Origin of the sequence: Pseudomonas sp. FR229a, assembly GCF_030209115.1 — a bacterium.
In the GTDB taxonomy this organism is placed as follows: Bacteria; Pseudomonadota; Gammaproteobacteria; order Pseudomonadales; family Pseudomonadaceae; genus Aquipseudomonas; species Aquipseudomonas moraviensis_A.
Genome location: NZ_JARVSP010000021.1, coordinates 261,117 through 280,924, shown reverse-complemented (window position 1 = coordinate 280,924; position 19,808 = coordinate 261,117). Strand labels below are relative to the sequence as shown.

General features: G+C 60.7%; 19 protein-coding genes and 4 tRNA genes. 12 read left to right on the top strand and 11 right to left on the bottom strand.

Annotation, left to right across the window (positions count from 1 at the left end; genetic code table 11):
• From QRN33_RS17750 to yacG, 4 genes are read left to right on the top strand one after another with little or no spacing between them, the layout of a single operon-like run.
• Entirely contained in the window at positions 1-1,218 is a 1,218-nt protein-coding gene (locus QRN33_RS17750) for a type II secretion system F family protein (RefSeq protein ID WP_065615667.1), read from the top strand.
• A 1-nt stretch (position 1,219) separates the two neighbouring features.
• The gene (locus QRN33_RS17745; RefSeq protein WP_123420002.1) at positions 1,220-2,092 is read left to right on the top strand and encodes a prepilin peptidase; all 873 of its coding nucleotides are present in this window, start codon (positions 1,220-1,222) and stop codon (positions 2,090-2,092) included.
• On the top strand, positions 2,089-2,712 hold the full coding sequence (gene coaE / locus QRN33_RS17740; RefSeq protein WP_042610481.1) for a dephospho-CoA kinase: 624 nt from the start codon (positions 2,089-2,091) through the stop codon (positions 2,710-2,712). Before QRN33_RS17745 ends, coaE begins: the two co-directional genes overlap by 4 nt.
• A complete protein-coding gene (gene yacG / locus QRN33_RS17735) occupies positions 2,709-2,909 on the top strand; it encodes a DNA gyrase inhibitor YacG (protein ID WP_042610482.1) in 201 nt (66 codons plus the stop codon). The genes coaE and yacG overlap by 4 nt, the downstream gene beginning before the upstream one ends.
• Before the next feature lie 49 nt (positions 2,910-2,958).
• Here the strand turns inward: yacG and QRN33_RS17730 are convergent, their stop codons facing one another.
• Positions 2,959-3,648, bottom strand: a complete 690-nt coding sequence (locus tag QRN33_RS17730; protein ID WP_123420003.1) for an energy-coupling factor ABC transporter permease — start codon at positions 3,646-3,648, stop codon at positions 2,959-2,961.
• Positions 3,649-3,837: 189 nt separating this feature from the next.
• On the opposite strand from QRN33_RS17730, the gene QRN33_RS17725 reads away from it, so the two are divergent.
• The 4 genes from QRN33_RS17725 (at position 3,838) to QRN33_RS17710 (ending at position 6,575) form a co-directional block, all read left to right on the top strand.
• Positions 3,838-4,464, top strand: coding sequence for a DUF1780 domain-containing protein (locus QRN33_RS17725; protein WP_007909887.1), 627 nt, complete (start codon positions 3,838-3,840; stop codon positions 4,462-4,464).
• Positions 4,461-4,988, top strand: coding sequence for an MOSC domain-containing protein (locus QRN33_RS17720; RefSeq protein ID WP_065615663.1), 528 nt, complete (start codon positions 4,461-4,463; stop codon positions 4,986-4,988). Before QRN33_RS17725 ends, QRN33_RS17720 begins: the two co-directional genes overlap by 4 nt.
• Before the next feature lie 51 nt (positions 4,989-5,039).
• A complete protein-coding gene (locus tag QRN33_RS17715; RefSeq protein ID WP_007909875.1) occupies positions 5,040-5,213 on the top strand; it encodes a DUF3094 domain-containing protein in 174 nt (57 codons plus the stop codon).
• 63 nt (positions 5,214-5,276) lie between these two features.
• Positions 5,277-6,575: an NAD(P)/FAD-dependent oxidoreductase gene (locus tag QRN33_RS17710; protein WP_252873381.1), complete on the top strand. Its 1,299-nt coding sequence runs from the start codon at positions 5,277-5,279 to the stop codon at positions 6,573-6,575.
• A 246-nt stretch (positions 6,576-6,821) separates the two neighbouring features.
• Here QRN33_RS17710 and QRN33_RS17705 read toward each other — a convergent pair whose 3' ends face one another.
• From QRN33_RS17705 to rluD, 8 genes are all read right to left on the bottom strand, one after another.
• The gene (locus tag QRN33_RS17705) at positions 6,822-8,447 is read right to left on the bottom strand and encodes a methyl-accepting chemotaxis protein (protein ID WP_083353592.1); all 1,626 of its coding nucleotides are present in this window, start codon (positions 8,445-8,447) and stop codon (positions 6,822-6,824) included.
• Between the two features lie 162 nt (positions 8,448-8,609).
• Positions 8,610-8,686: transfer RNA gene (locus tag QRN33_RS17700), tRNA-Pro, on the bottom strand.
• 97 nt (positions 8,687-8,783) lie between these two features.
• A tRNA-Lys gene (locus QRN33_RS17695) sits at positions 8,784-8,859 on the bottom strand.
• A gap of 5 nt (positions 8,860-8,864) precedes the next feature.
• A tRNA-Pro gene (locus tag QRN33_RS17690) sits at positions 8,865-8,941 on the bottom strand.
• A gap of 9 nt (positions 8,942-8,950) precedes the next feature.
• Positions 8,951-9,026: transfer RNA gene (locus tag QRN33_RS17685), tRNA-Asn, on the bottom strand.
• 297 nt (positions 9,027-9,323) lie between these two features.
• Complete coding sequence (gene clpB / locus QRN33_RS17680) at positions 9,324-11,888, bottom strand: ATP-dependent chaperone ClpB (RefSeq protein WP_285409445.1); 2,565 nt, start codon at positions 11,886-11,888, stop codon at positions 9,324-9,326.
• Between the two features lie 130 nt (positions 11,889-12,018).
• Positions 12,019-12,741 (bottom strand): peptidoglycan editing factor PgeF, encoded by a 723-nt coding sequence (gene pgeF / locus QRN33_RS17675; RefSeq protein WP_285409444.1) that lies wholly within the window; start codon positions 12,739-12,741, stop codon positions 12,019-12,021.
• Positions 12,738-13,700, bottom strand: a complete 963-nt coding sequence (rluD, locus tag QRN33_RS17670; protein ID WP_042610487.1) for a 23S rRNA pseudouridine(1911/1915/1917) synthase RluD — start codon at positions 13,698-13,700, stop codon at positions 12,738-12,740. The genes pgeF and rluD overlap by 4 nt, the downstream gene beginning before the upstream one ends.
• 150 nt (positions 13,701-13,850) lie before the next feature.
• Between rluD and QRN33_RS17665 the strand changes: the two genes are divergently transcribed.
• The 4 genes from QRN33_RS17665 (at position 13,851) to QRN33_RS17650 (ending at position 18,149) form a co-directional block, all read left to right on the top strand.
• The gene (locus tag QRN33_RS17665; protein ID WP_064364119.1) at positions 13,851-14,867 is read left to right on the top strand and encodes an outer membrane protein assembly factor BamD; all 1,017 of its coding nucleotides are present in this window, start codon (positions 13,851-13,853) and stop codon (positions 14,865-14,867) included.
• A 126-nt stretch (positions 14,868-14,993) separates the two neighbouring features.
• A complete protein-coding gene (locus tag QRN33_RS17660) occupies positions 14,994-15,227 on the top strand; it encodes a PP0621 family protein (protein WP_039761661.1) in 234 nt (77 codons plus the stop codon).
• Positions 15,217-16,806 (top strand): sensor histidine kinase, encoded by a 1,590-nt coding sequence (locus QRN33_RS17655; protein WP_285409458.1) that lies wholly within the window; start codon positions 15,217-15,219, stop codon positions 16,804-16,806. Before QRN33_RS17660 ends, QRN33_RS17655 begins: the two co-directional genes overlap by 11 nt.
• Complete coding sequence (locus QRN33_RS17650) at positions 16,803-18,149, top strand: sigma-54-dependent transcriptional regulator (protein WP_083353593.1); 1,347 nt, start codon at positions 16,803-16,805, stop codon at positions 18,147-18,149. Before QRN33_RS17655 ends, QRN33_RS17650 begins: the two co-directional genes overlap by 4 nt.
• A gap of 93 nt (positions 18,150-18,242) precedes the next feature.
• Here the strand turns inward: QRN33_RS17650 and thiO are convergent, their stop codons facing one another.
• Positions 18,243-19,343, bottom strand: coding sequence for a glycine oxidase ThiO (thiO, locus tag QRN33_RS17645; protein WP_285409443.1), 1,101 nt, complete (start codon positions 19,341-19,343; stop codon positions 18,243-18,245).
• Between the two features lie 58 nt (positions 19,344-19,401).
• Positions 19,402-19,803 (bottom strand): type IV pilin protein, encoded by a 402-nt coding sequence (locus QRN33_RS17640; protein ID WP_042610493.1) that lies wholly within the window; start codon positions 19,801-19,803, stop codon positions 19,402-19,404.
• Between the last annotated feature and the right edge of the window lie 5 nt (positions 19,804-19,808).

The following is a 19,808-nucleotide window of genomic DNA, read 5'->3' as shown; positions in this document are numbered from 1 at the left end:
ATGGCGGTCAAGGCAGCAAAAGTCAGCGTTTACGCCTGGGAAGGCACGGACCGCAAAGGCAGCAAAGTCAGCGGCGAGTTGAGTGGGCAGAATCCCGCACTGATCAAGGCGCAGCTGCGCAAACAGGGGATCAACCCGGGCAAGGTGCGCAAGAAATCCGCCTCCCTGCTGAGCTTCGGCAAACGCATCAAGCCGCAGGACATCGCCTTGTTCACCCGGCAGATGGCGACCATGATGAAGGCCGGCGTGCCGCTGTTGCAGTCCTTCGACATCATCGGCGAGGGCTTCGAAAACCCGGCCATGCGCAAACTCGTCGACGAGGTCAAACAGGAGGTCGCCGCCGGTAACAGCTTCGCCACGTCATTGCGCAAAAAACCGCAATACTTCGACGAGTTGTACTGCAATCTGGTCGACGCTGGCGAGCAGTCCGGTGCCCTCGATACCTTGCTCGAACGCGTCGCGACCTATAAGGAAAAAAGCGAAGCGCTCAAGGCCAAGATCAAGAAGGCGATGACTTACCCTACTGCCGTGGTGCTGGTGGCGGCAGTGGTGACCGGTATTCTGCTGGTCAAAGTGGTGCCGCAGTTCCAGTCGGTGTTTTCCGGGTTCGGCGCCGAATTGCCGGGCTTCACTCTGATGATCATCAGCCTGTCGGAGTTCATGCAGCAGTGGTGGTGGGCGATTCTCTTTGCCCTGGTCGCGGCGTTTTTCGGCACTCGCCACGCGCTGAAGACTTCGCAGGCCCTGCGCGACCGTCGCGATGCCTGGCTGCTGAAGCTGCCGCTGGTGGGCACCTTGATGTACAAGTCCGCCGTTGCACGTTTTGCCCGCACCTTGTCGACTACATTCGCAGCCGGTGTGCCGTTGGTGGAAGCGCTCGATTCGGTCGCCGGCGCCACCGGCAACGTGGTGTTCAAGCGTGCGGTGCTGCGGGTCCGGCAGGACGTGTCGACCGGCATGCAGCTGAATTTCTCGATGCGCAGCACCGGTGTATTCCCCAACATGGCGGTACAAATGACCGCCATCGGCGAGGAGTCCGGGGCACTGGATGACATGCTCGACAAGGTTGCCAGTTTCTATGAGGCCGAAGTCGATAACATGGTCGACAACCTCACCAGCCTGATGGAGCCGTTCATCATGGTGGTGCTGGGGGTCATCGTCGGTGGACTGGTGGTGGCCATGTACCTGCCGATCTTCCAACTCGGCTCAGCGATCTGACATGCCTATCGACGAACTGTTTGCCGTGTACCCGCTGGCCTTTGTGCTCACCGCGCTGCTGCTTGGTCTGGTGGTCGGCAGCTTCCTCAATGTTGTGGTCTGGCGTCTGCCGAAAATGCTCGAGCGCGACTGGCGCCAGCAGGCCCATGATGTGCTCGGCCTGCCCATCGAAACACCTGCGCCGACCTACAACCTGATGCTGCCGCATTCCGCGTGCCCGCATTGCGGACACCGGATCCGCCCTTGGGAAAATATTCCGCTGCTCAGTTATCTGTTGCTGCGCGGGCGCTGCTCGGCCTGCTCGGCACCGATCAGCAGACGTTACCCGCTGACCGAACTGGCCTGCGGCCTGCTCTCGGCCTTCATCGCCTGGCACTTTGGCTTCGGCTGGCCGGCGGGTCTGCTGATCTTGCTGACGTGGGGCTTGCTGGCGATGAGCCTGATCGACTGCGAGCATCAACTGCTGCCCGATGTGCTGGTGCTGCCGTTGCTGTGGCTGGGGCTGATCGTCAACAGCTTCGGCGTATTCGTGCCGTTGTCCGATGCGCTGTGGGGCGCGGTCGCGGGTTATCTGGCGCTGTGGTCGGTGTTCTGGCTGTTCAAGCTACTCACCGGCAAGGACGGCATCGGCCATGGCGATTTCAAGCTGCTGGCCTTGCTCGGTGCATGGGGTGGCTGGCAGGTTCTACCGCTGACCATTCTGTTGTCATCGCTGGTGGGGGCGATTTTGGGCGTCGTCATGCTGCGTCTGCGCGCTCAGGAAACCTCGACGCCGATCCCGTTCGGGCCCTTTCTGGCAATTGCCGGCTGGATTGCCTTGCTCTGGGGTGGTCAAATAACCGACTTCTATTGGCAGTCTGTCGGTTTGAAATGAATACCCCTGTGGAAAAACCCTGGATTCTCGGCCTGACCGGCGGCATCGGCAGCGGCAAAAGCGCGGCGGCCCAGCACTTCATCGACCTCGGTGTGCATGTGGTGGATGCCGATCACGCCGCGCGCTGGGTGGTCGAGCCGGGACGTCCGGCGCTGGCGAAGATCGCCGAACATTTCGGCCCCAGCGTGCTGCAGGCCGACGGTACACTCGACCGTGCCGCTCTGCGCAAACTGATCTTTGAAGACCCTGAACAACGGCGTTGGCTCGAAGCGCTGCTGCACCCGTTGATCGGCGAAGAGATCGCTCATCATCTGGCGCAGGCAAAATCGCCTTACGCGATTCTGGTTTCACCGTTGCTGATCGAGTCCGGGCAATACGCGATGACCCAACGTATCCTGGTCATCGATGCGCCACAGCAACTGCAGATCGAACGCACCCTGCAGCGAGACCAGACCAGCGAACAACAAGTGCAAGCGATCCTCAAGGCGCAATCGAGCCGTGAAGACCGCGTGAGCCGTGCCGACGACGTGATCGTCAACGACCGAGACCTCGCCTGGCTGCACAGCGAGGTCGAGCGTCTGCATCACTTTTATCTGACTTTATCCGGAGGCCAAGCATGAGCCAGATCCCAACCGTTGAATGCCCAACCTGCGGCGCCCCCGTCGAATTCATCCCGGAAAACGAATTCCGTCCGTTCTGCTCGCACCGCTGCAAACTGATCGACCTCGGCGCCTGGGCCTCGGAAGAGCACAAGATTCCGGTCGCCCCTGACGCCGAAGACGAGTTGTTTTCCGGCGATTTCGATCCGCGTCACTGATCGCTGATCGGGGTCGCATAAGCCCGCGAGCATGGCGGTTCGATGTGGATCAAGACTTCGGATCGTCATCCTTCCATGGTGCCGAGAGGTAGCGGGTGCGGTTGAAGGTCTCCAGCCACTCCGGGCAGAACACCACCAACGCACTGACGACCATGCCGTTGATGAAGGCTTCGGGAAACAGCAGCAGCCACAGGTAGCCGACGAAATCTTCCAGCCACTCCGGCATGGCGAACAGACCGTCGTACCACAGCAGCGTCAGGCTCAGGATCAGGCACACCAGCCCGGACAACGCAGCAGCAAAGAAGCCGGAACAGAAGATGTAAACGAACGGATTTCGTGGCTGCGCTCGCTCGACCAGAATCGCCACGCACTCGGTGATCAATACCGGTAACAGGATCAGCAACGCGCCATTGACGCCGACCGCAGCCAGATCCTGTCGGCCCAACAGCACCAGACCGATCTGCGCGATCAGCCCGCCGACGATCGCCAGCGGCCAATCGAGCAGCAGCGTGACCGCCGTCATGCCGATGAAGTGATAGGACACGCCGGTATCGAAATCCCTGCGCACCAGCCACAGCAGGAACAGCGCGAACACCGTTCCGAACAGCAAGTGCTGACGACGACTGTCGCTGAACAGCTCGACCCACGGCGCGCGCATGATCGCCCAGAGCAGCACCGGCAGATAAATCAGCCAGCCGAGCGTCAGGCTTGCCGAGGACAGCAGTTCGGCACCGATCATGATTCCCTCACCTGCTACTCGACACGCTTTTTGTAGGAGCTGCCGAAGGCTGCGATCTTTTGATCTTGTTTATAAAAGCAAAAGATCGCAGCCTTCGGCAGCTCCTACAAGGGCGCAATCGCACGGCGTTTATATCTGGGCCAATGCAAAGCTATCTGCCTGTCGCATTTGGACGCTAAGCTTGGGCTTATGGATGATTCAGATTATTTACGCCTGCTGACCATCGCGGCCGAGCAAGCCAACGCGTTCCTGTCCAATGCCCGCAAATGGGAGCGTGAGCGTTGGGTCTGCCAGCGCCTGCTGCAAGGCTTGAACATCCCCTACCGTGCCGACGAATTCGCGCCGGCCGGTGAACCGCCGGACGTGCTGTTCCGCGATGCCAACTTCGAAGTTTTTTTCGTCCTCGACGAAGGCCGTCGCCTCAACGATGAATGGCGCGATGAATTGCAGCGCCGACGCAGCGCGTTCTCCCTGAGCCAACTGGTGCGCCGCGAAGCCAAGCCGAAACGCATCCCGGCCAATGAATTCCTCCTGCGTCTGGCGCCGACCCTGCGCAAGAAGGCGCACAACTACAAGGAACGCGGCATGGATCTGGGTGAACTGGACATCATCGCCTTCGCCAGCCTCAAACGCGAAGTGCTGGACCTCAACAGTCATTTCCCGCCACCGACCGAATACCTGCGCCAGGGCTGGCGCTCGCTGTCACTGGTCGGCCCGACATTCGCCAGGGTGCTGTTTGCTCATCCCGACGCACCGGACTTTCTGCGCAGCAACCTCGGACGCAGCATTGTGTTCGACGTGGGTATCAGCCTGTGACGCCGCTGCAGCAACTGATTGCCGAGGTCCCGCAAACAGGTCGGGTGCGCTGGATCGGCGTGCGTCCGGCGTCGCGTGGGCCGATGCTTGAGCTCGACGCGGTCGAGGCGCGACTGGAAGCCGGACTCACCGGCGACCACGCCAGACCGGGCGTGCGCAACGCGCGTCAGGTGACGCTGATTCAATGGGAACACCTGGCGGTGATCAACGCCTTGATGGGCCGTCCCGACGATCAACCGATCGGGCCTGAAGATCTGCGGCGCAATCTCGTTATAAGCGGAATCAATTTGTTTAGCCTGAAGGGGCGGCGCTTTCGCATCGGGCAGGCGATACTCGAAACCACTGGCTGGTGTCAGCCCTGCGCACGTTTGCAGAACAATCTCGGTCCGGGCACTTTTCAAGCCGTGCGCGGGCATGGCGGGATCACCGCCCGGGTGTTACAAAGCGGCATCATTCGCCTCGACGATGAAGTACGCGTCGAACCGGTTCCGGACAGCGGCTATGCGCCGTTCCACCCCGGCTGAACACCGCTGTAGCTTCTGCTCATTCAGTAACGTCTACCTGACGAGGCAAATATGACCAGCCGCCTGAACCCCGAAGACCAAAAGCATGTCGAAGAGTACCTGCAACTGTCCCAACACCGTGTCGAGCGCCGGCCTTTCCGGCCGTGGATGCTCCTGGTGCTGGTGCTGGCAGTGACCATTGGTCTGGGCCTGTTGAGCCGATTTATCAGTTACCTGACGTTATGAGCTGCCTTGCGCTCCCTCGGGTAACCGCACCGATTTCCTTTAAAAACCTTGCGAGTTATCCCTATGTCCCATCGTATTGTCATTGTCGGCGGCGGCGCCGGCGGTCTGGAGTTGGCTACCCGTCTGGGTAAGACTCTGGGCAAACGCGGCACGGCCAGCGTCATGCTGGTCGACGCGAACCTGACCCACATCTGGAAACCGCTGCTGCACGAAGTCGCTGCCGGTTCCCTGAACTCTTCCGAAGACGAACTCAACTATGTCGCCCAGGCGAAATGGAACCACTTCGAGTTCCAGCTCGGGCGCATGAGCGGGCTCGATCGCGCGCAGAAGAAGATCCAGCTGGCCGCCACCTACGACGAAAACGGCGTCGAGCTGGTGCCGGCGCGTGAAGTGGCTTACGACTCGCTGGTAATCAGCGTCGGCAGCACCACCAACGATTTCGGCACCCAGGGTGCGGCGCAGCACTGCCTGTTCCTCGATACGCGCAAACAGGCCGAGCGCTTCCATCAGCAATTGCTCAATCACTATCTGCGCGCCCACGCCGGGCAGACCGATGTGGTCGAGCAGATCAGCGTGGCCATCGTCGGCGCCGGCGCCACAGGCGTGGAGCTTGCCGCGGAGCTGCACAACGCCGCCCATGAACTGGCGGCGTATGGTCTGGACCGGATCAAACCGGAAAACATGCACATCACGCTGATCGAAGCCGGCCCGCGAGTGCTGCCTGCCCTGCCAGAGCGCATCAGCGGGCCGGTACACAAGACCCTGGAGAAGCTCGGGGTCAATGTGATGACCAACGCCGCGGTCAGCGAAGTCACCGCCGACAGCCTGATTACCGCCGATGGCAACGAGATCAAGGCCAGCCTGAAAGTCTGGGCCGCCGGTATTCGCGCACCGGGTTTCCTCAAGGACATCGACGGTCTGGAAACCAACCGCATCAATCAGCTGCAAGTACTGCCAACCCTGCAAACCACCCGCGACGAAAACATCTTTGCCTTCGGTGACTGCGCGGCCTGCCCGCAGCCGGGCACCGATCGCAACGTCCCGCCGCGTGCACAAGCTGCGCACCAACAGGCGTCGTTGCTGGCCAAGTCGCTGAAACTGCGCATCGAAGGCAAGAGCCTGCCGGAGTACAAGTACACCGATTACGGCTCGCTGATTTCGCTGTCGCGTTTTTCCGCTGTGGGTAACCTGATGGGCAACCTGACCGGCAGCGTCATGCTCGAAGGCTGGCTGGCACGGATGTTCTACGTGTCGCTGTACCGCATGCACCAGATGGCGCTGTATGGTCCGTTCCGCACGGCGATGCTGATGCTGGGCAGCAAGATTGGCCGTGGCACCGAGCCGCGTCTGAAATTGCACTAAAGCGCAAACCTGTGGGAGCGAGCTTGCTCGCGAAAGCGGTGGGTCAGTCAACACTGTCGTTGAATGATCCGGCCCCTTCGCGAGCAGGCTCGCTCCCACATTGTCTTGTGTTGTGCGCAATTCAGCAGACAACCACGATATATGTAGGAGTGAGCCTGCTCGCGATGGCGATCTATCCTTCACTCATGCAATGCCTGAACCACCGCTATCGCGAGCAGGCTCACTCCTACAATTGATCTCTGTTCATCAGAGCTGGAAGCGTCGCACCATGCCTTGCAGGGCATTGGCCAGTTGCGACAGTTCATGGCTCGATGCGCTGGTCTGGTCAGCACCCGCAGCCGAACGCACCGACAGGTCGCGAATATTCACCAGATTGCGATCCACTTCCCGCGCCACCTGCGCCTGTTCTTCAGCGGCGCTGGCGATGACTAGGTTGCGCTCGTGAATCTGGTGCACCGAAGCTGTAATCGTCACCAGCGCCTCGCCCGCCCGCTCAGCCAGGACCAGCGTGCTCGCCGCACGGGAAGCGCTGGCCTGCATTGAATCCAGCGCCAGGCTCGAGCCGCTGCGCATGCCTTGCACCATTTGCTCGATTTCCTGCGTCGATTGCTGGGTGCGATACGCCAGTGCGCGCACCTCATCGGCCACTACCGCAAAACCTCGACCGCTTTCACCCGCGCGTGCCGCTTCAATGGCCGCGTTGAGCGCCAGCAGATTGGTCTGCTCGGCGATGGCGCGAATCACGTCCAGAACCTTACCGATGTCTTGCGACTGATTGGCCAGCGACTGCACCAATTCGCCGGTGTTCTGCACATCACTGGCCAAGGCGCTGATAGCGCTGGCGGTTTCGCTGACGCGCTCCTGACCCAACTGCGCCGACTGACTGGATTGACGCGTGGCATCGGACGTCGATACCGCGTTGCGCGCGACCTCCTCCACCGCAGCGGTCATCTGATTGACCGCCGTGGCGGCTTGTTCGATTTCGTTGTTCTGCTGCTGCAGGCCTTGGGTGCTGTCGACGGTGACGGCGCTCAGTTCGTCAGCGGCGGTGGCCAACTGCGTGGCTGAGCCACTGATGCCTTGCAGGGTCTCGCGCAGGTTCTGCTGCATCGTCGCCAGGGCCTTGAGCAAGCGGCTGACTTCGTCGTTGCCATGGGTTTCGATGGGGCGGGTCAGATCGCCCTGCGCGACGCTTTCCGCGGCGCTTACGGCGCTGCTCAGCGGGCGCACGATACTGCGTGTGAGCAACATCGCCAATGCCACCGTGGCCAGTGCTGCCAGGGCGATGAACAGGGTTACGATTGTCCGCGAGGTTTCGTAATGCGCGGCGGACTTCTCGCTTTCGGCGGCGACCTGGCGGGCGAACAGATCGGCCAGATCGTTGAGTTGCTTGCCGGAGCCGTCGACCACGGTCTTCATGTCGACCAGCAGCAATTTGGTCAGCTCGTCACGCTTGCCTTGCTCGGCGAGAGTGAATGACTGGGCAATGCCGGTGCGATAGGCGGCGAAGGTTTTCTTGAACTGGTCATACAGCTGCTGACCCTCGGCAGTGTCGACCAGTTTGTCGTAGGCGGCGATCTTCTCGCTCAGCTCCTTGTCGCGGGTGTCCATCTGGCCGCGATAGGTGGCGATGTTGGCCGGATCCTGATCGAGCGCCATGCGCAGGGAAATGGTGCGGATGCGCAGCATCAGTTCGCGGATCTCGTCGCCGCCACGAATACTTGGCAACCAGCGGTTCTCCACCGCTACCTCACTGTCGCGAATGCTCGACATCTGCCCCAGCGCAAACACGCCGAGCAAGGCCACCAACACCGCGATCAGGGCAAATCCCAGGGCAGCCCGGGGAGCAATATTCAACTGACGAAGCAACATGACGAACGCCCTTATTCTTGTAATGGCCAGATTCAAGGGGCGAAGCGTTGGCAGTCCCCTCTTGTTAGCGGGCTATCGGCAGGTTGTATGACGACTTGAAGGGATTCGCCTTTCGGCAGGCAAAAAAAATCCCCGTATCTTTCGATACGAGGATTTTCAATATGGTCGGGGTAAGGGGATTCGAACTCCTGACATCCTGCTCCCAAAGCAGGCGCGCTACCGGACTGCGCTATACCCCGGTAAAAAAAAGGCGACCTTTCAAAGATCGCCTTCTTCGATCAGCGCTTTTGGCCTCTGATCTTAAGATTCGATCCCAGCGCTAACTGGTTTCAAAAATGGTGGGTCGTGTGGGATTCGAACCTACGACCAATTGGTTAAAAGCCAACTGCTCTACCAACTGAGCTAACGACCCAAATATGGTCGGGGTAAGGGGATTCGAACTCCTGACATCCTGCTCCCAAAGCAGGCGCGCTACCGGACTGCGCTATACCCCGATTTGAAATTGGCTCCGTGACCAGGACTCGAACCTGGGACCCAATGATTAACAGTCATTTGCTCTACCGACTGAGCTATCACGGAACTACATATTTCAAGTTACAACGGTGAAGCCTTGTTGCTTCTCGCCACCCGTTCGCATCGCTGCGTTCGTGTGTCTGAGGCGCGCTATTCTACAACCTAGAACACCTCTGTCAACCCCCTAAATTGCTTTCAAGTTAATGATTTGCAACTTATTTCAGATTCCAACCCGGTGGGTTGAAACGCTGCCGGTGACTGACTGCGGGGCGCACTTTACAAGCCTTTTCCTTTGAGTTCAACAGCCTGGCGAAAAAAAGGCCTCGCAATGCGAGGCCTTCCCGGTTTCATTGCTGCTGAGGCTTAGCCGAAAACGATTTCGTCGTTCTCGACCTTGCCAGTGGCGGTGTCGCCTGGCATGAAATGTCCCGACAGGATCAACTGCGCCAGCGGGTTTTCGATCCAGCGCTGGATCGCCCGTTTCAAAGGACGCGCGCCATACACCGGGTCGTAACCGACGGCGATCAGCTTGTCCATCGCCTCCGGACTCAGCTCCAGCTTCAGCTCGCGCTCGGCCAGACGACTGCGCAGACGACCCAACTGGATCTCGGTAATCCCGGCGATCTGGTCGCGTGCCAGCGGCTCGAAGATCACCACTTCGTCGACGCGGTTGATGAACTCCGGCCGGAAGTGCGACGTCAGCGCGTCCATCACCGCGGCACGCTGCGCTTCACGATCACCGACCAGCTCCTGGATCTGCATCGAGCCGAGGTTGGACGTCATCACGATCACCGTGTTGCGGAAGTCCACCGTACGCCCGTGACTGTCGGTCAGACGGCCATCCTCGAGCACTTGCAGGAGGATGTTGAACACATCCGGGTGCGCCTTCTCGACTTCATCCATGAGGATCACCGAATACGGCTTGCGACGCACCGCTTCGGTCAGATAACCGCCCTCTTCATAGCCGACGTAGCCCGGTGGCGCACCAATCAGACGAGCCACGGAATGTTTTTCCATGAACTCGGACATGTCGATCCGCACCATCGCCTCTTCCGTGTCGAAGAGGAATTCGGCCAGCGCCTTGCACAGCTCGGTTTTACCGACACCGGTCGGGCCGAGGAACATGAACGAGCCGCTCGGACGATTCGGGTCGGACAACCCGGCACGGGAACGCCGCACGGCGTTGGCCACGGCCACGACCGCCTCTTCCTGACCGATTACCCGTTTATGCAACAGGCTTTCCATCTTCATCAGCTTGTCGCGCTCGCCTTCGAGCATTTTCGACACCGGGATGCCGGTCCACTTCGACACGACTTCGGCAATCTCTTCCTCGGTCACCTTGCTGCGCAGCAACTGGTTTTCGCTCTTGCCGTGCTGGTCGACCATCTGCAGGCTGCGCTCCAGATCCGGGATCACCCCGTACTGCAACTCGGCCATGCGGTTCAAGTCACCTTTGCGGCGCGCCGCTTCCAGTTCCTGACGCGACTGTTCGATCTTCTGTTGAATCTGCGCAGAGCCCTGCACCTCGGCTTTTTCCGAGTTCCAGATTTCTTCCAGATCGGAATACTCACGCTCGTGACGCTCGATTTCTTCCTGGAGTTTTTCCAGACGTTTCTTCGCCGCGTCGTCGCTTTCTTTCTTCAGTGCCTGGGATTCCACTTTCAGCTGAATCAGGCGCCGCTCGAGGCGATCGAGTACTTCCGGTTTGGAGTCGATCTCCATGCGGATGCGGCTGGCGGCCTCGTCGATCAGGTCGATGGCCTTGTCCGGCAGCTGCCGGTCAGTGATGTAGCGATGGCTGAGCTTGGCCGCGGCGATGATCGCGCCGTCAGTGATCGCCACCTTGTGGTGAACCTCGTAACGTTCCTTGAGGCCGCGCAGAATGGCGATGGTGTCTTCTTCGCTTGGCTCGTCCACCAAGACTTTCTGGAAACGCCGCTCGAGCGCCGCGTCCTTCTCTATATATTGGCGGTACTCGTTGAGCGTGGTCGCGCCGACGCAGTGCAACTCGCCACGGGCCAGCGCGGGTTTGAGCATGTTACCGGCGTCCATCGAGCCTTCGCCTTTACCGGCGCCGACCATAGTGTGCAGTTCGTCGATGAACAGAATGATCTGCCCTTCCTGCTTCGACAGTTCGTTGAGCAGGCCTTTGAGGCGCTCTTCGAACTCACCGCGATACTTGGCACCGGCGATCAGTGCGCCCATGTCCAGCGACAGCAGGCGTTTGCCCTTGAGGCCGTCCGGCACTTCGCCGTTGATGATGCGCTGGGCCAGACCTTCAGCGATCGCGGTTTTACCCACGCCAGGTTCACCGATGAGGACCGGGTTGTTCTTGGTACGGCGTTGCAGAACCTGAATGGTCCGACGGATTTCGTCGTCACGGCCGATCACCGGATCGAGCTTGCCGTCCTCGGCGCGCTTGGTCAGGTCGACGGTGTACTTGTCCAGCGCCTGCCGCGACTCTTCGTGGTTGGCGTCATTCACCGCTTCGCCGCCACGCAAGTTATTGATCGCGTTTTCCAGGGCTTTCTTGCTCACGCCCTGGCCGAGCAGCAACTTGCCGAGCTTGCTGTTCTCGTCCATCGCGGCGAGCAGCACCAGCTCGCTGGAGATGAACTGGTCGCCTTTCTGCTGGGCCAGACGGTCAGCCTGATTGAGCAGGCGCCCCAGATCCTGCGACATGTTCACGTCGCCGGTCGGGTTCTGGATTTTCGGTAATTGGTCGAGCTCTTTGGTCAGCTCTTTACGCAAGCTGTTGACGTCGAAGCCTACTTGCATCAGCAGCGGCTTGATCGAACCGCCCTGCTGTTCAAGCATGGCCTGCATCAAGTGCGCCGGCTCGATGGCCGGATGATCGTGGCCAACCGCCAACGACTGGGCGTCGGACAGGGCCAACTGCAATTTGCTGGTTAAACGGTCTATACGCATGGGTCACCTTCCTTTTGAGCAGGCCGGACCTAAGAAACCATCCTGAATAAAGAAACCTGCCAGATACCACTGTAGATGCGGTCGATTCTGGGAGATTCAAGCGTCGGAGAGTTGATGCAGATCAGAGAGTTTAGCGGGTGAGCCAAACAAGGGAGGCGAAACGACCGGTGCGCGACGCACGGCGGTAAGAAAAGAAGCGCGGATCGGTCACGGTGCAGAAACCGCCACCATAAACATCCGTGACACCCCGTTCAGCCAGACGCAGGCGCGCCAGCAGATAGATATCAGCCATGAACTTGCCGGCATTGCTGCTTGGCACGAAGGCTGTGGCCGTTTCAGGCAATTGATTGATGAAGACTTCGCGTACTTCCGCACCGACTTCAAAAGCCTGCGGGCCGATGGCCGGGCCGAGCCAGACCAGAATGTCTTCAGGTGCAACATCAAGACTGTCGAGGGTTGCCTCAAGCACACCCGCTGCCAGACCGCGCCAACCGGCGTGAGCCGCAGCGACGCGAGTGCCGGCACGGTTGCAGAACAAGGCCGGCAAGCAATCCGCCGTCATCGCCGCGCAGGCGATTCCTGGGGTTGCCGTCCAACTGGCATCTGCCGTCGCAACAATGCCCGGATCAGCATGAACCACGGCTATCCCGTGCACTTGCTGCAACCAGGCAGGCTGTATAGAAAAGTGCTCGGTCAGACGCCGACGGTTCTCGGCAACGGCCTCAGGACGATCATCGACATGATCGCCCAGATTAAGGCTGTCGAATGGCGCCTCACTGACACCGCCCTCGCGGGTGGTGACACAGGCCCTGACGCTGGCCGGCGCAGGCCAGTCCGGCGTCAGCCAGTTCATCCGACGAACGCCTCGCGATCCTGCTTGAGCAGGGTCAGCAGCCAGACGAAATCTTCCGGCAGCGGCGATTCCCAGCTCATCCGCTCACCGCTCGTCGGGTGATCCAGTTCAAGGAAGCGCGCGTGCAGGGCCTGACGCGGGAAGTGCTTGAGCGATTCCACCATGGTCGGGTTGGCCGCAGGCGGAATGCGGAAACGCCCGCCGTACGCCGGGTCGCCGACCAACGGGAAGTTGATGTGCGCCATATGCACGCGGATCTGGTGGGTCCGACCGGTTTCCAGTTTTACCCGCACGTGGGTGTGGGAACGGAAACGCTCGAGCACGCGGTAGTGGCTGACAGCAGGCTTGCCGCCTTCCATCACCGCCATGCGCTGGCGTTGCTGGCCGTGGCGTCCGATCGGTGCGTTGATCTTGCCACCGGCGGTGACCACGCCAATGACGATGCACTCATAGATGCGGCTGACGCTGCGGCTCTGCAATTGCGCGACCAGCTTGGTCTGCGCCTGAATGGTCTTGGCCACCACCATCAGACCGGTGGTGTCCTTGTCCAGTCGATGCACGATACCGGCACGCGGGACATTGATGATGTCCGGCACATGGTGCAACAAAGCGTTGAGCAAGGTGCCATCGGCGTGACCGGCAGCCGGGTGCACCACCAGGCCCGCAGGCTTGTTGATCACCAGGATGTCGTCGTCTTCATAGACGATGTCGAGCTCGATGTCCTGGGCGATCCACTCGCCCTGGGCTTCCTGCTCGGCAGTCAGCTCAAGGATGGCACCGCCATGCACAATGTCGCGCGGGCGGATCACCGCCCCGTCCACAGTCAGGCGACCTTCTTTGATCCAGGCGGAAAGGCGCGAGCGTGAGTGCTCAGCGAAGAGTTGGGCGGCGACTTGATCGAGGCGTTGGCCGCCCAATTCGGACGGCACCTCTGCGCGAAGTTCAATTTTATCGGACATGCTCGGACTGGGCGTCGGCACAGCCTTTGGTTTCGGCTGCGCGCTTGTGGTTAAATACGGCGTCTTTTGCCCCGAGGCTTTCAACGGGGCGCTCATCATAACAGGACGGCCCCGCCCAAGACAGCGGCCGTCATAGGGACGCAAGCCGCCATGCAAGTGAAACACCTGCTGCTGATCGCCATCCTCGCATTGACCGCTGCTTGCTCATCGAAGGAAGTCGTAGACGAAAACCTCAGCGAAGCCGAGCTGTATCAGCAGGCTCAGACTGATCTGGACAACAACAGCTACACCAGCGCCACAGCCAAGCTGAAGGCTCTGGAGTCGCGTTATCCGTTCGGTCGCTACGCCGATCAGGCTCAGCTGGAGTTGATCTACGCCAACTACAAGAACGCCGAGCCGGAAGCTGCAAAGTCCGCCGCCGAGCGTTTCATTCGTTTGCATCCGCAGCATCCGAACGTGGATTACGCGTACTACCTCAAGGGTCTGACCTCGTTCGACCAGGACGTCGGCCTGCTGGCGCGCTTCCTGCCGCTGGACATGACCAAGCGTGACCCGGGCGCCGCCCGCGACTCGTACAACGAGTTCGCCCAGTTGACCAGCCGCTACCCGAACAGCCGCTACGCGCCGGACGCCAAGCAGCGCATGATCTACCTGCGCAACCTGCTGGCCGCCTACGAAATCCACGTGGCCGACTACTACCTGACCCGTCAGGCTTACGTAGCCGCTGCCAACCGTGGCAAGTACGTGGTGGAAAACTTCCAGGAAACCCCATCGGTCGGCGACGGCCTGGCGGTAATGACCGAAGCCTACCAGCGTCTGCACCTCGACGATCTGGCGGCCACCAGTCTGGAAACCCTGAAACTCAACTACCCGGATCACCCAAACCTGCAGGACGGCCAGTTCGTGCCACGCGTAGCCGAAGCCGACAACCGTTCGTTCCTGAGCAAGGCGACGTTGGGCCTGATCGAATCCCGTCCACCGCTGCCGCCGGGCGAGACCCGCGCCAACCAGGACGTGCAGAAGCAGTTCCAGGACGCGAAAGACGCGATCCCGAACGAGCTCAAGCCTAAAGACGAAAATGGCGACGTGATCGAAGAGCCAGAGCCGGAATCCAGCGACACAGACCGCTCGTGGTTCAGCTACATGACCTTCGGCGTGTTCGACTGATCACACCGGTTGTACGAAAAAGGGAGATCTGCGGATCTCCCTTTTTTATTGCCGCGCTTTAATAGGCTGTGCGCTGCTCGGGTCCTTGGCTAAACTGCCGGATCATCAGTCGAAAAGCAGCTCATCATGCTTCGTTTATTGTTCTGGATTGCCCTGATCTTCGCCGCCATCTGGCTCTGGCGCAAATTCAAGGCCCCCGCCTCGTCCACCCGATCGCCACGCGAACAGGACGCCCCGCCGATGGTGCGTTGCGCCCATTGCGGCGTGCACCTGCCGCGCGACCGCGCCCTGGGTAACCAGCAACAATGGTATTGCAGCCAGGCTCATCTTGAGCAAGGCCCGGGCGCCAGTGGTCGCTGAGGCCGCCAACGCCGACCAGAAACAGGCTCAGCGTCTGCTGCGCCTTTATCACCTGTACCGCTTGAGTGTCGGCATCACCCTGGTGCTGCTGATCTCCAGCAACATGGACAACCGCCTGCTGACGTCGGCCAACGACGATCTGCTGCGCGGTGGCAGCTGGCTGTATCTGATCATCAATATGCTGCTGGTGGTGTTCCTCGAAAACACCCGGCGCCCGGCGCAACTGTTCACTTTAGCGTTGGTCGATGTGCTGCTGTTGTGCGGCCTGTTCTACGCCGCTGGTGGCGTCGCCAGTGCGCTGGGCAATCTGTTGGTCGTCTCGGTGGCGATCAGCAATACCCTGCTGCGCCGGCGCATCGGCCTGCTGATTGCCGCCATCGCGGCGATCGGCATTGTCGGCCTGAGCTTTCTGCTGAGCTTCAGCCATCCCCTCAGCGCCAACGCCTACCTGCAAGCCGGCACCCTCGGCGCGCTGTGCTTTGCCGCCTCGTTGCTGGTGCAAGGGCTGATCCGCCGCCTCGAAGTCAGTGAAACCCTCGCCGAACAGCGCGCCAGTGAAGTGGTTGGCCTGGAAGCGCTCAACGCGTTGATCCTGCAACGCATGCGCACTGGCATTCTGGTGCTCGATGAGCTACGCCGGGTCCAACTGGCCAATCACAGCGCGCAGAGCCTGCTCGGCCATAGCCACCTGCAAGGCCATTTGATCGATGAGTATTCGCCCGCGCTGGTCGATCGCCTGCAACTGTGGCGCAACAACCCGACCTTGCGCCCGCAGAGCCTGAAAATCCCCGGTAACGGCCTCGAGCTGCAACCAAGCTTCATCGCCCTCGAGCAGAGCCCGAACCAGCAGACCCTGGTGTTTCTCGAAGATCTGGCGCAAATCACTCAACAGGCGCAGCAACTCAAACTCGCTGCGCTCGGGCGTTTGACCGCGGGCATCTCCCACGAAATTCGCAATCCGTTGGGCGCAATCAGTCATGCCGCGCAGCTGTTGGCCGAGTCCGAGGAACTCGATAGCGCGGATCGGCGTCTGACGCAGATTATTCAAGATCACTCCCAGCGCATGAACCGAGTCATCGAAAACGTCCTGCAATTGTCCCGCCGTCAGCAAAGCGCACCGCAACGGCTGGACCTCAAGCCGTGGCTGGAAGACTTCGTCGGCGAAACCCGCGAGCAGGCCACCGAGCGCCAGCACATTCATCTACGGATCAATTCGGGCGACTTCACCACGCTGATGGACCCCAACCAGCTGCGGCAGATTCTCGACAATCTGATCCGCAACGCCTGGCGGCACAGTGCCCAGTTGCACGAGCAGGCCGAGGTCTGGCTGGCGCTGTTCGTCGACCCCGACAGCCAGTTGGCAGTACTCGAAGTGCAGGACAACGGCCCCGGCGTGTCGGCCGACGAGCAGGCGCATCTGTTCGAACCGTTCTTCACCACCAGCAGCCAGGGCACCGGTCTTGGCCTTTATCTGTCCCGTGAGCTGTGCGAAAGCAACCAGGCACGCCTAGACTTCAAATCACGCCAAGGCGGCGGCTGCTTTCGCATCACCTTTGCTCACGGACGGAAACAAAGTTGAATACAAGCCCACGGCAAAAAATTCTTATCGTCGACGACGAACCGGATATCCGCGAGCTCCTGGAAATCACCCTGGGACGGATGAAACTCGAGACCTTCAGCGCACGCAACCTGGGCGAGGCTCAGGCGCTGTTACAGCGCGAGCACTTTGACCTGTGCCTGACCGACATGCGCCTGCCCGACGGCACCGGGCTGGAGCTGGTGCAACACATCCAGCAGCGCGCTCCGCATCTGCCGGTGGCGATGATCACCGCGTACGGAAGCCTGGAAACGGCGATCAATGCGCTGAAGGCCGGCGCGTTCGATTTCCTCACCAAACCAGTGGAGCTGCCGCGACTGCGCGAGCTGGTCAGCTCGGCGCTGCGCATGCCGACAGCCGGTGGCCTGAGTACGGCAATCGAGCGACGCTTGCTGGGCGACTCGCCGCCGATGGCCAATCTGCGCAAGCAGATCGACAAGCTCGCGCGCAGCCAGGCGCCGGTGTACATCAGCGGTGAATCCGGCAGCGGCAAAGAACTGGTCGCACGCCTGATTCACGAACAAGGCCCGCGCGCGAGCCAGCCCTTTGTGCCGGTGAACTGCGGGGCGATTCCGTCGGAGCTGATGGAAAGCGAATTCTTCGGCCACCGCAAAGGCAGTTTCACCGGTGCCGTCGAAGACAAGCCGGGGCTGTTCCAGGCGGCCCATGGCGGCACTCTGTTTCTCGATGAAGTTGCCGATCTGCCACTGCCGATGCAGGTGAAACTGCTGCGGGCGATTCAGGAAAAAGCCGTGCGCAGCGTCGGCGGCCAGCAGGAAACGGTGGTCGACGTGCGCATCCTGTGTGCCACACACAAAGACCTTGAAGCCGAAGTCGCGGCCGAGCGCTTCCGTCAGGATCTGTATTACCGGCTCAACGTCATTGAACTGCGCGTGCCCTCCCTGCGTGAACGTCGCGACGACATCGAGGCGCTCGCCATGCATGTGCTCAAGCGTCTGGCCAAGGACACTGGACAACCCGAAGCGCGCCTGCATCCGCAAGCGCTGGAGGCGCTGAAGAACTATCGCTTTCCCGGCAACGTGCGCGAACTGGAGAATGTCCTCGAACGCGCGCACACTTTGTGTGAACAGCGCACGATCGAAGCGCAGGATCTGCGTTTGAGCGAAGGAAATTGCGCCGCGGATGGGGCGACGGCTGATCTGACGCAGATCGACAATCTCGAGGATTATCTGGAGAGCGTCGAGCGCAAACTCATTCTGCAGGCGCTGGAGGAAACCCGCTGGAACCGCACGGCGGCGGCGCAGCGGTTGAGTCTGTCGTTTCGGTCGATGCGTTATCGGCTGAAGAAGTTGGGTCTGGATTGAAGGGCCCTTTCGCGAGCAGGCTCGCTCCCACATTTGGAATGGGTATTCCTGTGGGAGCGAGCCTGCTCGCGAAGGCGGTCTACCAGCCTCTGACTAAATACGGCCCTCAGGCGCATACGGCGCCGGGTCAATGATCGGAGCCCGCCCCAGCATCACATCGGCAAACAACTGACACGAGGCCGGCGCCAGCACCAGCCCATTGCGGTAATGCCCGCAGTTCAGCCACAAACCCTCGAACCCCGGCACCCGGCCAATGTACGGCACGCCTTCCGGCGAACCCGGCCGCAGCCCGGCCCAATGCCCGACCACTTCGGCATCCGCCAGCGCCGGCAACAACTCGATCGCCGAGGCCTTGAGGCTTTCCAGCGCCACATCGGTCGGGGTCTTGTCGTAGCCTTCGTGCTCCAGCGTACTGCCGATCAGAATATGACCATCGCGACGCGGAATCGCGTAACGCCCCTTGGCCAGCACCATGCTCGGCAGAAAATCAGCCGCGCACTTGTAGAGAATCATTTGGCCTTTGACGGGTTCTACCGGCAGCGTCAGGTTCAGCGTCTTGAGCAGATCACCGCTCCACGCCCCCGCCGTCAGCACAATCTCGTCGCCGCTGATCACCCCAGTGGAGGTTTGCACACCAACCACGCGCTCGCCTTCGCGGACGAAACCACTGACTTCGCACTGCTCATGAATCGTCACGTTCGGCAGCGCCAGCAATGCCGCTTTCAGCGACTTGACCAGCCGTGGGTTGCGCACGTTGGCGACATCGGCCATGTAGATCGCCCGGCTGAAACCGCTGCCGAGGACCGGCACCGCGTCATGCGCCGCCGAGATATCCACAGCCCGCAGTGGCCGTTGTTCGCGCTCGGCCCAGGCCAGCGCTGCGGCTTCATCGTCCAGATCCAGCCAGTACAGGCCGGTGGTGTGGACTTCAGGATCGACCCCGGTGCCGGCAAACAAGCGCTCGCCGAGCTGTGGGTAAAAATCCTGCGACCAATGCGCCAGCGCAGTAACCGCCGGGCTGTAGCGCCACGGATACAGCGGCGAAACAATGCCGCCGCCGGCCCAGGACGACTCCTGGCCGACATTCGAGCGGTCCAGCAGCACTACGCTGCGCACTTCGGAGGCGAGATTGTAGGCAGCGAGCAGGCCAATTACCCCGCCACCGACAATCACCACTTGCTGTTGCCTGGTCATGTTTGATCCAACCGTAAAAAAAGACAGTGGGCGCAAAAGGCGCCCGAAAGAGAGTGCGTCAGCGGCCCCAGCAATCCTTGGTGGTCACTCCGGTGGTCGCGTTGTTCATGCTTCGCACGCCGGTATTGGTCAGGGTGAAATCACCGCATTTGTCGGTGGCCATGGCCGATCCGGTTTTACGAATCGCGGTCAGCACAAAGGTCTGGTCGGTCAGCGTTGGAGTGATGGTGTAGAAATCATTGCCCGTGCTCAGCCCGGTGACGCCGGTGTAGACATTGTTGCGGGTGTAGAAGCGTTCGAGGGTCTGCGCCTGCTCCGAGAGCAGCGAGACCACTTCGGCGCGACGGCCCTTCTTCACGTATTCGTTGTAGCTGGGAATGCTGATGGTGAGGATGATCCCGATAATCGCGATGACGATCATGATTTCGATCAGGGTAAAACCTCGGCTGGATCTGCGCATGCCTC